The following is an 18,909-nucleotide window of genomic DNA, read 5'->3' as shown; positions in this document are numbered from 1 at the left end:
GGGCGGTTCTAACCGCCCGCAACGCTCACGAGTCCCTTAGGCGAGCTCGGCGCTCAACGTGATCGTCGTGCCCGTCAGCGCCTGGCTGACCGGGCAGTTCTTCTTGGCGCCCTCGGCCGCCTCGGCGAAGGCGGCCGCGTCCAGGCCCGGGACCTCGCCGCGGACGGTGAGGTGGATGCCGGTGATGCCCTCGCCCGGCTGGAAGGTGACGTCGGCCTTGGTCTCCAGGCGGGTCGGCGGGGTGCCCGCGCCGGCGAGGCCGTGGGACAGCGCCATCGAGAAGCAGCTGGAGTGCGCGGCCGCGATGAGCTCTTCGGGGCTGGTCTTGCCGTTGGCCTGCTCGGCACGGGACGGCCAGGACACCGGCTGGCTCCCGATGCCGGACGAGTCGAAGGTGACCGTTCCGCTGCCCGTGAGCAGTTCGCCTTCCCAGACCGTGTGTGCCGTGCGTGTAGTCGCCACGATGGCGTACCTCCTGATGCGATGTTGGTTCGGCACCCAGCATTCACTATCCGGCGGCGGCCAGCACGGCCGCACCCACGGCCAGCGCGAGAAAGCAACACGAATACCCGAGGTTGTGGAACACCCGTGCGCGCACGTGGACCACGACGGCGCCGGCGAAGAACAAGATCAGCCCCACCGCGGCGGCGAACCCGAGCGGCCGGAAGCCGAGCAGTCCCGCGACGAGACCCAGCGAGCCCGCCGCCTTGGGCACGGCGAGATAGGGCACCCAGCGCTCGGAGATACCCAGCTCAGCCGAGTTGGCGAGCACGAATCCAGCGCGGGACCAGTCGGCGACGGCCGCGGCGAGGTTGGCGATGGCGGCTATGAGGGTGACGATCACGTAAGCCATGACAAGAACCCTCGCCAAACGGCCGCGGCACGTCCAATACCTGTATCTATAACCTTGTGGCATGGACGTCGACACCCGCGCGCTGCGTTGTTTCGTCGCCGTGGCCGAGGAAGGGAACCTCACCAGGGCCGCGCACCGGCTGTTCGTGTCGCAGCCATCGCTGACCAAGCAGATCCAGCGGCTCGAAGCCCGGCTGGGTGTCGTCCTCTTCGAACGGTCGCGCGACGGGATGGCGCTCACCGAGTCCGGCCGTGCGCTCGCGGACCGGGCGCCGTCGCTGCTCGAGAGCTGGGACCTGGCACTGCGTGAGGTGAAGAACGGCGCCCGCGTGCTGCGGGTCGGGTTCATCGCCAGCGCCGCGAACGAGGCGACCCAGCGGATCGTCGCCGCGTTCACCGCGCGTCACCCCGGCTGGCGGGTCGACATGCGGCAGGCGCCGTGGTCGAATCCCGCCGCCGGGCTGACCGACCGTGAGGTCGACGTCGCGCTGCTGCGGCTGCCGTTTCCCGGCCAGGACAAGGTCCGCGTCGCGAAGCTGTTCAGCGAACCCCGTTGTGTCGCGCTGCACTCGGGACACCGCCTCGCGCACCGCGACGAGATCGCGTTCCCTGAACTCTGGGACGAGCCGTTCGTCGCCGCGCCCGGCACGACCGGCGAATGGCGTGACTACTGGCTCGCCACCGCCGAGCGCGACGGGCACCCGCCGAAGATCGGCGCCGTCACCGACCAGCCCGACGCCTGGCTCAACGCCATCGCCAACGGCTACGGCGTCGCGCTGGCCCCCGCGTCCGCCGCCCGGTTCTACGCCAGGCCCGGTGTCGTCTACCGGCCGGTCACCGGCGTCGGCCCGACCGAGGTCGGCGTCGCGTGGCACGACGGAGCCGACCAGGTCGTGCGGGATTTCGTCCGCTGCTGCGTGGAACTCAAGGCCGGGTGAGCAGTTCCATGTTGTGCCCGTCCGGGTCTTCGAAGTAGACGCCGCGGCCGCCGTTCATGGTGTTGAGCTCGCCGGGTTCCCGGTGGAACGGGTCGGCCCAGAAGGTGATCCCGGCGGCGCGGATCCGGGCCAGCGCGGCGTCGAACTCGGCGTCGCCGACCAGGAACGCGTAGTGCTGACTGCTGACCTCGGCGGCCTGCGCATAGTCGAGGGTGACGCCGTTCCCGAGCCGGATCGGCGCGAACGGCTCGATCACCGGATCGACCGGGACGCCGAGGATGTCCGCCAGGAACGCCGCGGAGGCGTCCCGGTCGCGTGCCCACACGATCGTGTGATTCAGCTCGATGGTCATCGTGCGCTCCCCTGCTTGCCGAACGGCGGCGGCCCGCCGATCGGGCTGAGATGGATGCTCGCGAGCCGCCACTGCTCATCCCGGCGTACCACGACGTGGGTGGCGCGGAATCGGCCGTTCGCGGGATTTCCCTTGTGCGACGCCACTTGGTCGTGCACGCCGATGGCGATCACGGTGTCGCCGAGATCGAGGATCTCGACGTCGGACCAGTCGATCGACTCCGTGACGAGCACGCCGCCGTCATAGCGCGCCAGCCACTGCTCCTTGCCCAGCACGAAACCGACCGGCCCGACCAGCCGGAAGCCGTCGACCGTGAGTTCGTCGAGTGCCTGCCGGTCGCCTTGTTCTTCGGCCGCGGCCCAGCGCTTGCCGAGTGCGCGGATCTCTTCTTCGGTGCTCATGGTCTCTCCTGTTCGCCGAGGTGCCACGAACGTTAGATGTCTAACTGTTAGATGTCAAACCCTTAGGTTGCGGTACGGTTCGACGGTGCCTCCCCCCGTCACCACCCCCATCGGCCTGGTCCTCACCAAGGCCGCCAAGACCGCGAGCCGCGCGTTCGACCAGTCGCTCGCGGCCGCGGGCGGCTCCCAGCCGATCTGGCAGATCCTCATGTCGCTCAAGACCGCCCGGCGCGCCAACCAGCGCGAACTCGCCGAAGACGTCGGCATCCAGGGCGCGACACTGACCCATCACCTCAACGGCATGGAGACGGCGGGACTGGTGACCCGGCGCCGCGATCCGGACAACCGGCGCGTGCACCTGGTCGAGATCACCGACGAGGGCGAGCGGCTCTTCCACCGCCTCGCGACCGCGGCCATCGCGCACGACAAACGCCTGCGCGCGGGACTGAGCGACGCCGAGATCAGCACACTCACCGCGCTGCTGACCCGCCTCAGCGACAACGCCTCGTGAGTGTCCCGACGGTTAATGAGGGGAAGGCCAGATGTGGCGTGCCCCAGGGCAGCTGAGTGAGGGCCTCCCTCACTCAACCCGAGTCAAGCCCGCTGCTCGGCGGGTGCCGCACGGGTGGTTCAACGTTGCGAACGGGGCGTTCGCAACGCTGAGCGACACATACGCCCCGTTCATTCCGTCCACCCCACAAAGCAGTGAAGGAGGCCCTCACGCCACCTTCGCGTTTCCCTTCAATAGAACCGTCGGGAACACTCACGAGTCCTTTCAGCTTGGCGGCGGCACTTTCACGTTGCCGTACCGATCCCACCCCGCCGAGATACGGGTGTAGTAGAGATCGGCCTGATCGGCGTCGACGATCCAGTTCCATTCGCCGGTCGCTGCCCGCTCGGGGTAGCCGCGCATCTGCGCGGCGACCTGGCGCGCTTCGGTGAGCCCGTCCCAGATGGCCCGCTGGAGCGCGGGATTCTGGAAGGACTCGCCGCGCACCCAGATCCGGTAACCGAAGTACGCCTTCGCGACGGACCGATGCAGCTTCACGGTGAACAGCGTGCGCTCGAAGTATCCCTTGAGCTGCCGGTACTGCTCCGGCCGCAGAAACCGGTTGGCCGCTTCGATATCGGCCAATGAGGCTTCGGCCTGGCGGACACTCCAGTTCTTCTCCGCGACGATGTGGTCGAGGTATGCGGGCTCCATGTTGTTGCCAGGCTTGACCCAGCCGTTGTCGAGCACATAACCGGCCTCGCGACGCAGGATCCCGTCGGTCTTGCACGACGCGGGCGCGAGATGGTCGACGATGTCGATCCAGTCGTGGAAGCCGCGGTTGACGTCGTGGCCGACCGTCACCACAGGCGGATCGATCCATTTGCCAGGCACACTGCGGTGATAGCTCGAACAGTACGGCTCATAGTCCAATTTGGAATGATTGGCGTTGTTGGTGCCCAATGTGTAGAGCGAGGACGTGACGATGTCGAACGACCTGCGCAGCGCCGACTGGACCCTGGCCGCGGCGAGCCAGCCGTAGGTCTTGATGGCGTACTCCCAGTACATGAGGTCGACCGGGAGGTACCGGCTCTGCGTCGCCCGGTGCAGGGCGTAGAGGTTGAGTTCGGTCGGCGTGCCGACGATCCGCGATTCGCCGTACCGGTCGGTGCGCGCGGTGTAGCCGATGACGTTGGGCAGCTGTTCGTAGTAGCGCCAACGGTTCACGTGTTCCTCAGGCCAGGCGCCCGCGATCTTGCCTTGCCCGTTGTACTCGCCCGCGGTGTCGAACTCGATGATGGTCGGACGATCGATGGCCTGCACCCACCGGTCGTTCGGGTGCGTCATGAAGAAGTCGTGCGGCACCGCCTTCGCCATCACGCGGATGCCGTCGCGGTGCTCGACGAGCCCGATCGCTTCGACCGTCCGCTCGATCTCGGCCGGGAAGTACCCGAAGGTGCGCAGATAGAGGTTCCGCTCGCGCTCGTCGACGACCACATCGGCGACCTGGTCGACGAGGTAGGCGAGCTTTTCCGCGTCGGTCTTGAGCTTCGCGGAGTACTGCCGCTCCACGCGGGCGCCCGTCTCGATGAAAGTCAGCACCACCGCGTCGGTGCCGGGGACGAGGTCGAGCATGCTGCGGTAGTCCTGCTTGAACCAGGCCCAGAACTCCGGATTGTCGAGATCGATGGTGCCGCCGGGGCCGGTCCGGAAACGCCGCGGGTAGTAGTCCAGTCCATAGAGCGCGTGATCCCAGACCGCGACTTCCTTGACACCGGCGCGGTGCGCGGACTCGGTGAGCCGGTTGGTCTGCGCCTGCTTCCTGGGATCGCGGACCTCGCGCAGGTCGTAGACGATCTCGTGGCTCAGTTGCAGGTGGTTGATCCGATACGGCCGCGCGGCGGCGATCACGGCGTCGGCGCCGGCGTCACTGTCGGACAGAATGGTCCAGCCACGCACGGTCTCGTGCCGCCCGGCCTGCGCGGCCGGGACGGGCGTCAGCAGGGCGGCCAACGTCAGCACAGCGATCATTCGTCGCCACATGAGGCCTCCACCGAGCGATACATCGGATGTCTACCGCTCGAGTCATGCTACGGCGCGGAAATATGCCCTGCAAAGTCCCAATTCGTGAGAATTGATTCGCACAACATAGGACCTATTCGCGACCAGAGATCCGCCCGGCCAGTTTCCTGGCGTGCGTGTGCGCCGTGCCGGGAGACGCGGTGCAACAGCCGAGCAGCAGCACAAACCCGATGACACCAAGGATCGCGTGGCCGGTCGCAGCACACAGCCCGCACATTCCCAGCCACAGTGCGATCTTCACGTTCCGAGCGTAAGTCCGTGCCCGGCATGCCGAGCCGGAAATTAGGACGGCCTTAAGACGAAACCCTGGCAGGAGTTCAGGATTCGGCCGGCTGCGCGTACTGCGCGACGCCGTGGCCGAACGACCAGTCGATCGGCTCGTTCTCGGTCAGCGTGATGACGACGTTCCGTGGCTCCGTGCCCGCGTACTCGTGGGCCAGGTCGGCGATCCGGCGGTAGAGCGCCCGCTTCAGCTCGGGCGAGCGGCCGGACCGCATCGTGATCGCGACGAAGACGATGTCGTCGTCGCGGTCTATGCCGAGAAAGCCGTCGTAGCGCAGGGTGCTGTCGTGGCTGGTCAAGACCTGGAAGCGGTCGTCGGGCGGGATTCCGATCGTCTCGACCAGTGCGTCGTGGACGGCGCGGCCGAGCGCGTCGAGGCGGGCGGTGTCGGCGCGCAGGGCGTCGATGCGAACGAGAGGCATGCTGTACATACTAGTAGGTACAGAGTGGTTCGGCTGCCCTTTTGGTCCTCTCCGCTGCCCACGCGGCCCAAAAAGCGGCCTGCGGCAGGGTTTTACTCGACGACCGCGATAGTTTCGGCTTGCGGCCGGACGGACGAGGGGCGACCCCTTTCCCGGCCGCGGCCCGCGTGGTCCGCTCCCCTAGGCGGCCGCGCGGCGTCCTCGTCTCGGGGGGTCGTGAGTGTTCCGGCCGGTTAGAACCGGCGGTACCACTCACGACCCCGCCGCGAGGGGATCGGCGTGCTCAGATCACGCCGGCGCGCACCGCGTAAGCCACCGCGTGGGGACGGTTGCGCAGGTTGAGCCTGCTGGTCACGCCCTGGATGATGTGCTTGACGCTGCGCTCGGAGTAGCACAGTTTCTCCGCGATCTCGACGGTGTCCATCCCGTCGGCCATCAGCCGCAGCACGTCGATCTCGCGCGTGGTGAGGCCCGCGGTGTTCAATCCCATCGGGTCGAGCACCTCACGCTGCAACCGTTCGACATGCTTGAGCAATTCCCCCAACAGGGACGGCGGGAGGATTCCGCCGCCGGTCGCGGCGGCACGGACGGCGTGGGCGAGACGTTCGGCGGTGGTCGCGGCTCGCGGGAGCACGGCCACCACGCCGCATTCGATCGCGGGCAGCAGCTCGGCCTCGCCGATCTGGCTGACCACGAGCACGACCGGCTTGGCCTGCTCGGTCGACAGCCTGCGCAGCTGCAGGACGATCTCCGGGGTGAGGCGCTCGGTGCCGAAGACGAGTACGCCCGCGTCCGCGCGCTGCTCCCAGCCTGCCACGGTGAACGGCCCGAGCTGGCTGGCCAGCCCGGCGGCGGTGATCGGATCCGGCGCGTAGACCGCCACGGTGATGTCCTGCGTTTCCGTGCCCACTGGGATCCCTCCGAAACTCGAAGCGTTAAGTACGCTGCGTCCCAGTCTGGGAAGGAGTTCTTCACGAACCCTCTACGGATTCTCAGCGTGGCGTGAAGACCTGCGTGGAGACCCGTGTGGCCTGCTCGAATGCCGCTATGTACCGCGGCAGCTGGGCCAGCGCGGCACGCAGCCTGCCGGGTTCGGCGACCTCGGCGAAGCGCAGATCGACCGTTTCCTGGTCGAGCCCGGCCACCGCGCCGGGCCCTCCGAGCGCGGCCAGCCTGCCGTGGACGATCGCCTCGGTCCGGCGCAGCTCCGCGACGACGCAGTCGGCCAGCTCGGCGTCCAGTACGAGTCTGCCTTCGACGGCCAGCGCGAGCAGGAGGTCCCCGTCGAACTTCTCGCGTGCTTGCTCCACTGGCACGTCCTCACTTCGGTGTCCGGCCCAGCATGACCACGTGAACCGGATAGCGGCAGCCCAGCGCGGTAGTTCTGCCCGTGAACGCGGCGGCCTTGCCCGCTCGACCACATACGATCAGACGACCAAACCAACACAAACGGGCCAGTGACCCAAAGTGTGCGTTGTCGGCCAGACGCTCACGGTGAGCAGTATTTGGAATAATCGCGGGAGATTCGCACTTCGGCGCGACTCACGAGCTTTCCCAGCGCAAAGATGGCCGACGCGCAAACCAACATGAAACGGTGCCCGATTGGTTGCGAATCCCACAGAAACGGGATTAGACTCCGGCGAACCCAAAAGATTCCTTTGGAGCGACGGGCAACAGGAACTGGCCAATGACGGTGAACGAGGGCGATTCCCGCACGGTCCGGCTGCTGGGCACCGTCGCGGCGTGGCACGGCTGCACCGAGCTCGCGCTCGGCCCGGCCCAGCGCCGCGCGGTCTTCGCCGTACTCGCGTTACGAGCCGGGCAGGTCGTCTCCCGTGAAGAACTCGTCGAGGCCGTCTGGGGCGAGAATCCACCGCCCAGCGCCGCGGGCAGTGTCTATACCTATATCTCCGCGCTGCGTCGCGCGCTCGGGTCGGCCGACCTCCTGAGCACCGCTCGCGCCGGGTACTGCCTGAACCTGCCCAAGCCGCAGATCGACGTCCATCTCGCGGAACGGCACCTCGACGAGGCCAGCACCCACCGGCTCAACCGCGACGATCAGGCCGAGTCGAACGCGCTCAGCGCGGCACTCGCGCTCTGGCAAGGCGAAGTGCTCAGCGGCATTCCCGGTCCCTACGCCGAAACCCAGCGCGCCAGGCTTGAAGAGATGCGCATCTACGCACTCGAACGGCACGCCGAGGTGACGCTGCGCCTGGGTGGCCACCGCGAACTCGCCGGTGAGCTCGCGCCGCTCGTCCGGCAGCATCCGCTGCACGAAGGCCTGCACCGCATGCACATCACGGCGTTGTACCGGTCAGGACGCCAGGCCGAAGCGGCGGAGGCGTTCAGCAACGCCCGCGAGACCATCATCGAGCAGTCCGGCCTCGAACCAGGCGCGGAACTGCTCGCGCTGAGCCAGCGGATGCACACCGCGGCCCCCGGACCCCAGCGGCCGTCGATTTTCGTTGGCAGGCAAGCGGAATTTGACCGCGTGCGCCAAGCCAATCAGGGTGCGCTGTGGATCGAAGGCGAAGCGGGCAGCGGCAAGAGCGCACTGCTCGCGGAAGCGTTGGCCGGAAAAGCGAACGTCCGCTGGACCGCTGGTGACGAGCTCTGCCGCCGGAGGCCGTTGAGCCTGATCGCCGATTGCCTCGGCGAAACGCAGCACCCCGAGCGGACCGTCACCGCGCTCTGCGCCCAAGGCCCATTGGTGCTGGTCTTCGAGGACCTGCAGTGGGCAGACGAGGAAAGCCTCCTCGTCTGGCAGCGCCTGCACCGCCTCACCAGGCACCTGCCGCTCCTGCTGATCGGCTCCGCGCGCCCCCAGCCCCACCGGGGTGAACTGGCCATGCTTCGCGGGAACGCCGAGGTCATCACACTGTCCGGTCTGGACGAGACCGCGGCCGCCGACCTCGCGGAGGAACTGCTCGGCCGACGCCCCGCCGACGCGACACTGGCGTTCATGCGGACGCACAGCGGCGGCAGCCCGGCCTACCTCAGCGTCTTGCTCGAGGACTACGCGCGAGGCCACGACATCACCGCGCCCGGCGCGATGGACGGCAGGGCGAAGCCCGCCGCGCTCGTCGAGGACCACCTCGCCTCGCTTTCGTTGTCCGCCAAGAGAATGCTGAACTCGGCCGCCTTGTTCGGCGACACGTTCGGCGTCACCGACCTCACCCACGCGACCGGCATCGAGCTGCCGCTGCTCGTCGAGTCGGCCGAGGAGGCGCTCGACGCCGGCGTCCTCGAAGAAGCCGGTGAGCTGCTGCGTTTCCGTGTCCCGCTGGTCCGCGCGGTCTTCTACGCGGCGACCCCGCCCGCCATGCGGGCGATGCTGCACCAGCAGATCGCGGCCACCATGGCCACCGCGGGCGCACGCCCGGAACGGGTCGCCGAGCAGTTGTTCGCGGCGCCGGAGAGTCTCACCAGGGAATGGGTGCCCGAGTGGGTACTGGCCAATGTGGACGGACTTTCCGCCGACCACGCCGTCGAGCTGCTGCACCGGATTTCCCAGCAATGGGGCCTTCCCGAGGATGTGCGCCTCGCGGTGACCGCCGCGCTGGCACGGCTGCTGCTGCCGGAACCACCGTGCTTACCCGTCCGGGCGGCCAGGGCGCCCGCCGGGCCCGGAAGCCGCGGCTTCGCGAACGCCACATTCGCAACCTTGAGCGTGGTGAACGCCCCATTCGCAACGTTCGCGCCGGTGAGCAACCATCGCCGGGAGCGGACGTCTTAAACTGCGGAACAAGCAGCCAGAGAATGGAGCCGGCGTGACGAACGGGTCGGACGACCGGTTACGCGTCGAACTGCTCGGACCGCCCCGCGCCTGGCTCGGTGACTCGGAGTTGCGGCTGGGCCCGGCGAGGCAACGCGCCGTGTTCGCGACGCTCGCCGCGCGGTGCGGCCAGCCGATCACACTCGGGGAACTGATCGCGGACGTCTGGGGCGCCGCCGCACCCGCCAGTGCGACCGGCAGCGTGCACACCTACATCTCGGGCCTGCGCGGGGCGATCCGGAACGCCGTCCCCGAAATCGCGCCCCACGATCTGCTCTCGTCGGCCGGTTCGAGCTACGCGCTCCGGCTGGACCGGGCGGACCTGGATGTGCGGCTGTTCGAGCAGGAGACCGCCGAGGCGAGGCGCCGCGCAGCGCCGGATCCCCGTGAGGCGGCCGCGTTGCTGACCACGACGCTCGACCGGTGGCGCGGCGAAGCGTTTTCGGGGGTGCCGGGGCCGTTCGCCGAGCAGGAACGCGCACGGCTGGCCGAACTCCAGCTGACCGCGATCGAGTTGCGCGCGCAGCTGCTGCTCGAACTCGGCGGTCACCGTGAGCTCGTCGCCGAACTGGCCGAGCTGGTGCGCAGGCATCCGCTGCGCGAGTCGCTGTACGAGCCGCTGATGCGGGCGCTGCACGGCAGCGGGCGGCCGACCGAGGCGCTCACCGTGTACCGCGACGCCAGGCAGGTGCTGGTCGAAGAGCTGGGTGTCGAACCCGGCGCCGCGTTGCGTGAGCTGCACCAGCGGATACTGGACGGCACCGCGGACGAGTCGCTGACGCCTCGGCGGCAGCCGCTGTCCATCGTGCCGCCGCCGATCGCGCGGGCCATCGAGCGTGGCGGTGCTTCCGGTGTCTTCCTCGGGCGGAAGCGAGAAGTGGGGCTGCTGCACGGTTTTGTCACCGAGGTGCTCGCCGGGCGTGGCCGTCCGGTGTGGATCGAGGGTGAGCCTGGCATCGGCAAGTCCGAGCTGCTGGCCGCCGGGCTGGCGAGCGCGGGGCAGCGTGGCTGCCAGCTGGCGTGGACGGCCGCCGACGAGCTGCAGCAACGGTTTCCGCTGAACGTGATCATGGAATGCCTGGACGTGCGGCATGGCTCGGCGGATCCGGCCAAGGCCAAGCTGGCCAGGGAACTGCACGCCGAACCGGCGCATGGCGACTGGGGCCCGTCCGACCCGATTCTGGCCGCGGTCGACCGGCTGCTGGCGCTGGTCGACGAGACCTGCGCGGCCGGTCCGCTGGTGCTGGTGATCGATGATCTGCACTGGGCCGACGAGGCGAGTGTGCTGCTGTGGCAACGGCTCGCGGCCGCCACCCGGCAACTGCCGCTGCTACTGGTCGCCGCATGCCGCACCGGCCATGGCCGTCACGAACTGACCCGGCTGCGCCGTGGCGTCGAAGCCAGGGCTGGCGAGGTCCTGTCGATCGAATCGTTGAGCCAGACCGAGATCCGCGAGGTGTTCGAGGGGATTCTCGGCGCCGAGCTCAGCGCGAGCCTGCGGCCGCTGGTGCTGCGCGCGTCCGGAAATCCGCTCTACGCCAGGGAAATCGCCCACGATCTGCTGCGGCGCGGCGCCGTGCGCATAGTCGACGGTGTCGCCGAGGTCGCACTCGACGTCACCGAGAACGCGCCGCGCTCGCTGCTCGCCGCGGTCAGCCGGACGCTGGAGTGTCTCGACCCCGCCACCACGCAGGTGCTGCGCAGCGCGTCGCTGCTCGGCGCGGAGTTCGAGGTGGAGGACGTCGCCGCGATCGCCGGGAAGTCCCCGCTGGAACTGGTGGCCGCGCTCGAAGAGGCCACTGGCGCCGGAGTCGTCGAATCCGCGGGCGAGAAGCTGGCGTTCCATCACCCGTTCCAGCGCCAGGCGCTTTACGACGGCATCGCCAAGCCGTTGCGCGCCGTGTTGCACCGGCGTGCGGCCGAAGCGCTGGCCGACCACTCCGCGCCGGTCAAGCGGGTCGCCGAACAGCTCGCGGCCGAGCCGGTCCAGGTCGACGCCTGGGTGGTCCGGTGGCTGGTCGCCAACCACATCGCCGTCTCCAACCGGGCCCCGCACATCGCGGTCGAACTGCTGCGGCGTGCGCTGGACAGCGCTGTGCCCAGCGGCGCCGAGCGCGGCACGCTGACCGCGGCGATGGTCCGCGTGCTGTTCCGGCTCGGCCAGGAGCCGGAGTCCGAGGCGGCGCACGCCGTGCGGGTCGCCGAAGATCCGGCGGACCGCGTCGAGATGCGGCATGTGCTGGCGGCGCTGCAATACCGGCGCGGCGACACGCCCGGCGCGCTGGCCACGATGGCCGACGCGATGAACGACCCGGAGCTGCCGGAGAGCTGGCGCACCAGGAACCAGACGCTGCTCGCCAACTTCCGGCGCGGTGACCTCGCCGACCTCGACCTGACCGAGCGGACCGCGCTGCAGCTGCACGAGGAGGCGAGCGCCGCCGGTGAGCGTTATCCCGCCGCGCACGCGTTGCAGACGCTCTGGCTGATCCACTCGATCCGCCGGGCGCACGACCGCGCGCTCGAGTCGGTCAACGCGGCGCTGGACACCACGGGCGACAGCGCCGAGCTGGCGGCGTTGCGGCTCGACCTGCTCGACAACCGGCTCTTCACACTGCAGAACCTCGACCGGCTCGGCGAGGCCGAGTCGACCTTGCACGCCGGGTACGACCTCGCGGCCAGGCACGGCCTGCCGGTCGGCCCGCAGGTGTCGGCCGCGGTGCATTACTACTGGATCGGGCATTGGGACGAGGCGCTCGCCGAGCTGGACTCGGTGACCGAGGACGGCCCCGCGATCACGTTCAACGGCGTCCGCGAGGCAGGCGCCGCCGCGCTCCTGCTGCACGGGGTCGCCGCGCTGATCGCCGGTCACCGCGACCAGCGGGCCGCGGTGCGCGCGCATCTGGAGGCGGCCGAGGCCCACTCCCCCTCGAACCCGTCCGAGCGCGAGAGCTGCGACTTCTACCTCGCCGCGATGGCGTTGGCCGCCGAGCAACGGCAGCGGCCCGAGGAGGCACTGCGCCTGTTCAGCCCGGTGCTGCGGCCCGATTTCGCGAGAATGATGCTGCGCCATCAATGGCTGCCCGACGTCGTCCGCATCGCGCTCGCGGCCGGAAACCATTACATCGCCCACGAAGCGCTGGCCGTCTGCGCCGAGGAGGCGAAACAGGAGACCGTCCCGGCCCGCGCGGCCGCCGCCGCTGCCCGGTGCCGTGCGCTGATCGACGCTGATCCGGAGGGCGCGCTCGCCGCCGCCGACCACTACCGCGAAGTCGGCAGACCCATCGAGCTCGCCGCCGCGCTCGAAGACGCCGCCGAGCTGCTCGCCCGCGCCGGTCACATCGACCACGCCACCCGGTCGCTGACCGAGGCCGCCGAGGTGCTCGGCACCGTCTCGGCCGGCTGGAGCATCCGCCGCGCCGAAGCCAGGCTGCGGCCCTACGGCGTGCTGAACCAGGCGAACCGCCCGAGCACGGGATCGTTGTCCCCGCTGGAAATCCGGATCGCGCAGCTGGTCGCGGCGAAGCTGTCCAACCCGGAGATCGCGGCCGAGCTCAGCCTGCCCCGGCGTACCGTCCAGTCGCTCGTGTCCCGCGTACTGACGAAGTTGCACGCCGACTCCCGGATCATGGTCGGGGATCAGCTGCCCCGCCGTCTCGCTTGACCATTTATAACGCGGGCAGTGCGGCGAACGGGCACACGAGGTTCACTCGGGCACCATGCTTGCCCGAACAGTCAAGAGGCACCGCCGGAATACGGGGACGAATGCATAATCCGAGCATTGACCGACGAAGGAGAGTCATGGCCCGCCCGACTGGTTTGCCGGCGATCGCCGCGGTGCTGACCTGCGCGTTGGTGCTCGCGGGCTGTTCAGGCACGGCGGCGGGGCCGAAAGCGGACGGGCCGGTCACGCTCACCGTCGCGACATTCGGCGAGTTCGGATATGAAAAGCTTTTGAAAGAGTACGAGAAGGCACATCCCGGAACGACCGTGGTGAGCCGGGTTGCCGACTTCGAAACACATCACAAACAACTCGCGACCAGCCTCGGCGCCGGGCGCGGCGCGGCGGACGTCGTCGCCATCGAAGAGCAGTACATGCCGCAGTTCCGGCAGTCCAAGGACAAATTCGCGGACCTCGGGCAATTCGGCGCGAACGAGCTCCGGCCGCGGTGGCGGCCGTGGAAATGGGATCAGGGCGTCGTCAGCGACGGGAACTTCGTCATGGGGCTCGGCACCGACATGGGCAGCCTCGCCATGTGTTACCGCCGCGACCTCTACGAGAAGGCCGGATTGCCGACGGACCGCGAGGCCGTCGCCGCGCTGTGGCCGACCTGGGAGCAGTTCGCACAGGTGGCGGACCGGTTCGCGAGCAAGGTGACCGACGCGAAGTTCGCCGATTCGGCAGGCACGATCTACACCGCGATCATCAACCAGTCCGAGGAGAACTACTTCGCCAAGGCGAACGACTCCTTCATCGGCGACACGAACCCGGCGATCCACTCGGCGTTCGCGCTCGCCGGCGGTATCGGCGCGAAGGGGCTGACCGCGCGGGTCACGCCGTTCACGCAGCCGTGGACCGTGGCGATCAAGCAGAGCCGGTTCGCGACCATCACCTGCCCGGCCTGGATGCTGACCCAGATCCAGGAAGCGGGCGGCCCCGGGCTGGCAGGCAAATGGGACGTCACGTCGATGCCGGGCAAGGGCGGCAACTGGGGCGGGTCGTACCTGACCATCCCCGCGCAGGGCACGCACCAGAAGCAGGCGTACGACCTCGCGTCCTGGCTGACCGCACCCGAGCAGCAGAAGCGGATCTTCCTGGACAGCGGCCTGCTGCCGAGCGCGCTCGACGCGTACCAGGACAACGCGGTGCTCTCGCACACCAACGCCTATTTCAGCGGCGCGCCGGTCGGCAAGCTCTTCGCCGCGTCGGCGGAAGCGTTGCGCCCCAACTATCGCGGCCTGCGCGACGCGCACGTGCGGCCCGCGTTCGGGCACGGGCTCGGCCGGGTCGAAGAAGGCAAGCAGAGCATCGACGAGGCGTGGGAACAGTCGACCACCGAGGCACGCGCGGCGGCAGCGAACTAGGGAGTGGGTCGCGGTGACTTTTCCGCACAAGTTCATCTGGGGCACGGCGACCGCCGCGTACCAGGTCGAGGGCGCGGCCACGGCCGACGGGCGCGGACCGTCCATTTGGGACACTTTCGCCGCGCAGCCTGGCAAGATCCTGGACGGCGCCACCGGTGAGCGGGCGTGCGAGCACTTCGACCGGTACCGCGAAGACATCGAACTGCTGCACGAACTCGGCATGCCGTACTACCGGTTTTCCACGGCCTGGTCCCGGATCATGCCGGACGGCCGCACGATCGAGCCGCGCGGCATCGCGTTCTACGACCGGCTGATCGACCGACTGCTGGAGCGTGGCATCACGCCGATGCTGACCCTCTACCACTGGGACCTGCCGCAGGCGCTGGAAGACGAAGGCGGCTGGCGCAACCGGGACGTGGCCGGGTACTTCGCCGACTACGCGCAGACCGTCCACAAAGCACTCGGCGACCGGGTCAGGCAGTGGACCACGATCAACGAGCCGCTCTGTGCCGCTTTTCTCGGCTACGGCAACGGCCAGCACGCGCCGGGCCTGAAGGACGACGGCGCCGCGCTCGTCGCCGCGCATCACCTGCTGCTCGCACACGGCCACGGCGTACAGGCACTGCGATCGAGCGGCGCCGAAGAAGTGTCCATTGTGCTCAACTTCTCCCCTGTGCTGACCGAAGTGGACGATGAGGTCCACCGCGAGGCCGCACGCAAGTTCGACTTCCTGCACAACAGGTTCTTCCTCGACCCGGTGCTCGGCCGCGGCTACCCGCCCGAGCTGCTCGAGGACCTCGCGCATATCGGCACGCTCGAACCCGCGATCCAGAACGGGGACCTGGAGCTCATCGCCCAGCCACTCGACTGGCTGGGTGTCAACTACTACGCGCCGACCCGGTCGACACCGCTGGCCGATCCGGCCGCCAAGAGCAACTGCCCGCTGCCGGGGTTGCGCGGCATGGATGTGCTGCCGCCGCAGGGCGAGCTGACCTCTTTCGGCTGGGAGCAGCGCCCGGAATCGTTCACCGACCTGCTGCTTTGGCTCACCGCCCACTGCGACGGCCTGCCGCTGATCGTCGCGGAGAACGGCGCCGCGTTCGCCGACGTGGTCGAGAACGGCCGGGTGCACGACGCCGAACGGGTGCGCTACTTCGCGAAACACATCGGCGCCGTGCACAACGCGGTCGCGCGCGGCGCGGACGTCCGCGGCTATCTGGCCTGGTCACTGCTGGACAACTTCGAATGGGCCATGGGCTACACCCAGCGCTTCGGCTTGGTCCATGTCGACTTCGAGACACAGCACCGCATCATCAAGGACAGCGCCCGGTTCTTCGCCGCCGTGGTGGCGGGCAATTCAGCGCCGGAACGCGCCGGCCTGCATGACGCCGTTGACGATCTGGCGGGCCAGCAGGATGAACAACGCGACGACCGGTAGCACGCCGAGCGTCGCCGCGGTGAGCATGAGCGAGTAGTCCGTGAAGTAGCCACTGGCCAATCTGGACAGTGCCACCTGGACGGTCGGGCTCTGGTTCGGGTCCAAGATGATGAGCGGCCAGAAGAAGTCGTTCCACGCGGTCATGAACGTCAGCATGGCCAGCACCGCGGCCTGCGGCCGGATCGCGGGCACGGCGACATGCCAGAACACCCGCGGCGTCGAGCAACCGTCCACTTTGGCCGCGTCGATCAGCTCGGCGGGGATCGCCTCTTCGCAGGCCTGCCGCATCCAGAAGACGCTGAACGCGCCGACCAGGCCCGGCACGACCACCGCCTCCAGCCGCCCGTACCAGCCGAGTTCGCCGACCACGAGGTAAAGCGGGATGACCCCGAGCTGCGCCGGCACCATCGCGGTGCCGATGACGACCAGGAACAGCGAGTCACGGCCACGGAATCTGAGGCGGGCGAAGGCGAATCCGGCCAGGCTCGCCAGCACGACGTTCGACACGGCGACCGTGGTGGACACGATCATCGAGTTCTGCAGCGCCAGCCAGAAGTCGACCTTGTCGAACACCTCGCGGATGTTCGCGAAGAGGTTGCCGCCCGGCACGAGCGGCGGCGTCGCCTCCCCGATGGCCGAGTTGTCCCGGCTGGACACGACGAAAGACCAGTACAGCGGGAAGATCGAGCCGATGCCGGTCGCCAGCAGCAGCCCGTGGACCAGCAGCCCCGGCCTGGCACGTGCCATGCTCACTCACCGCCCCGCACCCGGCGCACCAGCAGGAAGTTGACCAGCGCGAACCCGGCGGAGAGCAGGAAGAGCACCCAGGCGATGGCGGCCGCGTATCCCGCGTCGAACAGGCCGAACCCGCGCTCGTACAGGTACATCGCCAAGGTCTGGAACTGCCGGTCCGCTCCCCCGGTGCCCGCGGTGCCCGAGTCGTCGAACAGCTGCGGCTCGGCGAACAGCTGCAGTCCCCCGATGGTCGAGACCACCACGGTGAACAGGATGGTCGGCCGGATCGCGGGCACGGTGATCGACCAGAACGTCCGCCAGCGCGAGGCGCCGTCGATCATCGCGGCGTCGTAGCGCTCCTGCGGCACGGACTGCATGGCGGACAGGTAGAGCAGCGCGTTGTAGCCGGTCCAGCGCCACATCACCATCGCGGCGATCGCGATGTGCGACGCGAGCCGGTCCGAGCGCCAGTCGACCGGGTCGAGGCCGGCGAGCCCGAGCATGAAGTTGACGACGCCGTAGTCCTTCGCGAAGAGCTGGCCGAAGACCAGCGCGACCGCGACGACCGACACCACATTGGGCAGCAGCACACTGGCACGCCACATCGTGCGCGCGCGGAGCGGCCGGTCGAGCAGCGCGGCCAGGCCGAGCGCGGCGAGCAGCTGCGGCACGGTGGAGAGCACGAAAATGCTCACCGTGTTGAACAGCGCGTTGTAGAAATGCGGGTCGGTGGCGAGAGTGAGGAAGTTGTCGAAGCCGACGAAACCCTTGTCACCGTTGACGAGATGCCAGTCGTGCAACGCCACCCAGGCCGTGTAGAGCATCGGGAAGAGCCCGAACACACCGAACAGCACGAAGAACGGAGCGGTCAGCAGGTACGGGCCGAGCCGGTGCCGCAAGACACTCAAACGGTGATCACTTTGATGCCGGTCTGGGCGATCTCGTCGGCCAGCTGCGGATCGACGCCGCTGTCGGTGATCATCGTGTCGATATCGCTGAGATCGGCGAACCTGGCGAAGTGGTCGTTGCCGATCTTGGTGTGGTCGGCGAGCAGCACCGTGCGCCGCGCGGCCGCGATGGCGGCACGCTTGATCATGGCCTCGGCGGTGTCCGGGGTGGTGAGGCCGCGCTCGATCGAGATGCCGTTGGTGGCGATGAACGCGATGTCGACGTAGGTGTCCTTGAGCGCGTTGAGCGCCCAGCTGTCGACCGCGGCCATGGTGCGGGCCCGCAGCCGCCCGCCGACCAGCATCAGCGTGATGTTCGGGCGGGTGGCCAGCGTGAACGCCGTGGTGAGCGAATGCGTCACGACCGTGAGTTCCCGGTCGGCGGGAATGATCTTGGCGAGCCTGCCGACCGTGGTCCCCGCGTCGAGCAGGATGGCGCCTTCGTTGGGCACCTGTTCGAGCGCGGCCGCGACGATCCGTTCCTTCTCGGCGGTCATCACCGTGTCACGCGTCGCCAGGCCAGGCTCGAACCCGAGCCGCTCCACCGGGATCGCGCCACCGTGCACCCGCCGCAGCACCCCGCTGCGCTCGAGCGCGGTGAGATCCCGCCGCACGGTCTCACTGGTGATCTCGAAGGTGGCCGCCAATGTCGCCACGTCGACCCGGCCATGCTGGCGAGCCTGCTTGAGAATCGCGCGCTGCCGTTCCTCGGCGTACATCGGTCACCTCCCTCGGCCTCAGGGTGTGACAATAGTTGGAATCGTGTGGCTTCGACAACACAACCGGACATTCGCTCAGGCGTCGAGGTCCTCGGCGAGCAGCGCGGTGATCTCGGTCAGCGCCGCCTCGGCCCCCTCGCCGTCGGCGGACACAACGACCTCCTCGCCGCCGCCGACCCCGAGCGCCATGACGGCCAGGATGCTGTCGGCGGGCACCGCCTTGCCGCCGTCCCGTCCGATGAGGACAGGCACCGCCTGCTTCCCCGCAGCCTCGACCAGCAGCCGCGCGGGCCGCGCATGCAACCCGACCTTCGACCCGACAACAACACGAGCACTGGGCATGACAAAAGCCTTTCTGGTTAAAGGGGTCGTGAGTGTTCCCGACGGTTAGAAC

The 18,909-nt window shown here is 68.8% G+C and carries 19 protein-coding genes; 6 read left to right on the top strand and 13 right to left on the bottom strand.

What is annotated here, in order from left to right:
• Nucleotides 1–36: 36 nt before the first annotated feature.
• Together ACFV15_RS43745 and ACFV15_RS43740 are read right to left on the bottom strand one after the other, a co-directional pair.
• Nucleotides 37–462 (bottom strand): OsmC family protein, encoded by a 426-nt coding sequence (locus ACFV15_RS43745; RefSeq protein ID WP_378358809.1) that lies wholly within the window; start codon nt 460–462, stop codon nt 37–39.
• A gap of 46 nt (nt 463–508) precedes the next feature.
• Nucleotides 509–853, bottom strand: a complete 345-nt coding sequence (locus tag ACFV15_RS43740) for a DoxX family protein (protein ID WP_378358808.1) — start codon at nt 851–853, stop codon at nt 509–511.
• 61 nt (nt 854–914) lie between these two features.
• Here ACFV15_RS43740 and ACFV15_RS43735 point away from each other — a divergent pair, with 61 nt between their 5' ends.
• Nucleotides 915–1,790 carry a LysR family transcriptional regulator gene (locus tag ACFV15_RS43735; protein WP_378358806.1) on the top strand — a complete coding sequence of 292 codons (876 nt, stop codon included), beginning with the start codon at nt 915–917 and terminating at the stop codon, nt 1,788–1,790.
• Here ACFV15_RS43735 and ACFV15_RS43730 read toward each other — a convergent pair.
• Nucleotides 1,777–2,142, bottom strand: coding sequence for a VOC family protein (locus tag ACFV15_RS43730; protein ID WP_378358804.1), 366 nt, complete (start codon nt 2,140–2,142; stop codon nt 1,777–1,779). The two genes, ACFV15_RS43735 and ACFV15_RS43730, sit on opposite strands and share 14 nt — an antisense overlap.
• Entirely contained in the window at nt 2,139–2,543 is a 405-nt protein-coding gene (locus ACFV15_RS43725; RefSeq protein ID WP_378358802.1) for a nuclear transport factor 2 family protein, read from the bottom strand. Before ACFV15_RS43725 ends, ACFV15_RS43730 begins: the two co-directional genes overlap by 4 nt.
• A gap of 85 nt (nt 2,544–2,628) precedes the next feature.
• Between ACFV15_RS43725 and ACFV15_RS43720 the strand changes: the two genes are divergently transcribed.
• Nucleotides 2,629–3,054 (top strand): MarR family winged helix-turn-helix transcriptional regulator, encoded by a 426-nt coding sequence (locus ACFV15_RS43720; RefSeq protein WP_378358801.1) that lies wholly within the window; start codon nt 2,629–2,631, stop codon nt 3,052–3,054.
• A gap of 264 nt (nt 3,055–3,318) precedes the next feature.
• Here the strand turns inward: ACFV15_RS43720 and ACFV15_RS43715 are convergent, their stop codons facing one another.
• The 5 genes from ACFV15_RS43715 to ACFV15_RS43695 all read right to left on the bottom strand — a co-directional run bounded on the left by ACFV15_RS43715 (nt 3,319) and on the right by ACFV15_RS43695 (nt 7,129).
• The gene (locus ACFV15_RS43715) at nt 3,319–5,076 is read right to left on the bottom strand and encodes a hypothetical protein (protein WP_378358799.1); all 1,758 of its coding nucleotides are present in this window, start codon (nt 5,074–5,076) and stop codon (nt 3,319–3,321) included.
• Between the two features lie 112 nt (nt 5,077–5,188).
• Complete coding sequence (locus ACFV15_RS43710) at nt 5,189–5,356, bottom strand: hypothetical protein (RefSeq protein WP_378358797.1); 168 nt, start codon at nt 5,354–5,356, stop codon at nt 5,189–5,191.
• A gap of 76 nt (nt 5,357–5,432) precedes the next feature.
• On the bottom strand, nt 5,433–5,819 hold the full coding sequence (locus ACFV15_RS43705) for a tautomerase family protein (RefSeq protein WP_378358795.1): 387 nt from the start codon (nt 5,817–5,819) through the stop codon (nt 5,433–5,435).
• A 283-nt stretch (nt 5,820–6,102) separates the two neighbouring features.
• Nucleotides 6,103–6,729, bottom strand: coding sequence for a LuxR C-terminal-related transcriptional regulator (locus ACFV15_RS43700; protein ID WP_378358793.1), 627 nt, complete (start codon nt 6,727–6,729; stop codon nt 6,103–6,105).
• A gap of 82 nt (nt 6,730–6,811) precedes the next feature.
• Nucleotides 6,812–7,129, bottom strand: coding sequence for a hypothetical protein (locus tag ACFV15_RS43695; protein WP_378358791.1), 318 nt, complete (start codon nt 7,127–7,129; stop codon nt 6,812–6,814).
• A gap of 377 nt (nt 7,130–7,506) precedes the next feature.
• On the opposite strand from ACFV15_RS43695, the gene ACFV15_RS43690 reads away from it, so the two are divergent.
• From ACFV15_RS43690 to ACFV15_RS43675, 4 genes are all read left to right on the top strand, one after another.
• Nucleotides 7,507–9,555 carry a BTAD domain-containing putative transcriptional regulator gene (locus tag ACFV15_RS43690; RefSeq protein ID WP_378358789.1) on the top strand — a complete coding sequence of 683 codons (2,049 nt, stop codon included), beginning with the start codon at nt 7,507–7,509 and terminating at the stop codon, nt 9,553–9,555.
• A gap of 34 nt (nt 9,556–9,589) precedes the next feature.
• Nucleotides 9,590–13,255: a BTAD domain-containing putative transcriptional regulator gene (locus ACFV15_RS43685; RefSeq protein WP_378358787.1), complete on the top strand. Its 3,666-nt coding sequence runs from the start codon at nt 9,590–9,592 to the stop codon at nt 13,253–13,255.
• Nucleotides 13,256–13,392: 137 nt separating this feature from the next.
• The gene (locus ACFV15_RS43680; protein WP_378358785.1) at nt 13,393–14,676 is read left to right on the top strand and encodes an ABC transporter substrate-binding protein; all 1,284 of its coding nucleotides are present in this window, start codon (nt 13,393–13,395) and stop codon (nt 14,674–14,676) included.
• A gap of 13 nt (nt 14,677–14,689) precedes the next feature.
• Nucleotides 14,690–16,114, top strand: coding sequence for a GH1 family beta-glucosidase (locus ACFV15_RS43675; RefSeq protein ID WP_378358783.1), 1,425 nt, complete (start codon nt 14,690–14,692; stop codon nt 16,112–16,114).
• On the opposite strand, the gene ACFV15_RS43670 is transcribed toward ACFV15_RS43675, so the two are convergent.
• The 4 genes from ACFV15_RS43670 to ACFV15_RS43655 form a co-directional block, all read right to left on the bottom strand.
• Entirely contained in the window at nt 16,034–16,861 is an 828-nt protein-coding gene (locus tag ACFV15_RS43670; RefSeq protein WP_378358812.1) for a carbohydrate ABC transporter permease, read from the bottom strand. The two genes, ACFV15_RS43675 and ACFV15_RS43670, sit on opposite strands and share 81 nt — an antisense overlap.
• Nucleotides 16,862–16,863: 2 nt before the next feature.
• A complete protein-coding gene (locus tag ACFV15_RS43665; RefSeq protein ID WP_378358811.1) occupies nt 16,864–17,721 on the bottom strand; it encodes a carbohydrate ABC transporter permease in 858 nt (285 codons plus the stop codon).
• 32 nt (nt 17,722–17,753) lie between these two features.
• On the bottom strand, nt 17,754–18,515 hold the full coding sequence (locus ACFV15_RS43660) for a DeoR/GlpR family DNA-binding transcription regulator (RefSeq protein ID WP_378358781.1): 762 nt from the start codon (nt 18,513–18,515) through the stop codon (nt 17,754–17,756).
• 75 nt (nt 18,516–18,590) lie between these two features.
• On the bottom strand, nt 18,591–18,857 hold the full coding sequence (locus ACFV15_RS43655; RefSeq protein WP_378358780.1) for an HPr family phosphocarrier protein: 267 nt from the start codon (nt 18,855–18,857) through the stop codon (nt 18,591–18,593).
• Between the last annotated feature and the right edge of the window lie 52 nt (nt 18,858–18,909).

The sequence above is a fragment of the Amycolatopsis sp. NPDC059657 genome (genome assembly GCF_042734395.1).
In the GTDB taxonomy this organism is placed as follows: Bacteria; Actinomycetota; Actinomycetes; order Mycobacteriales; family Pseudonocardiaceae; genus Amycolatopsis.
This window is presented reverse-complemented; position numbering and strand designations above follow the sequence as displayed.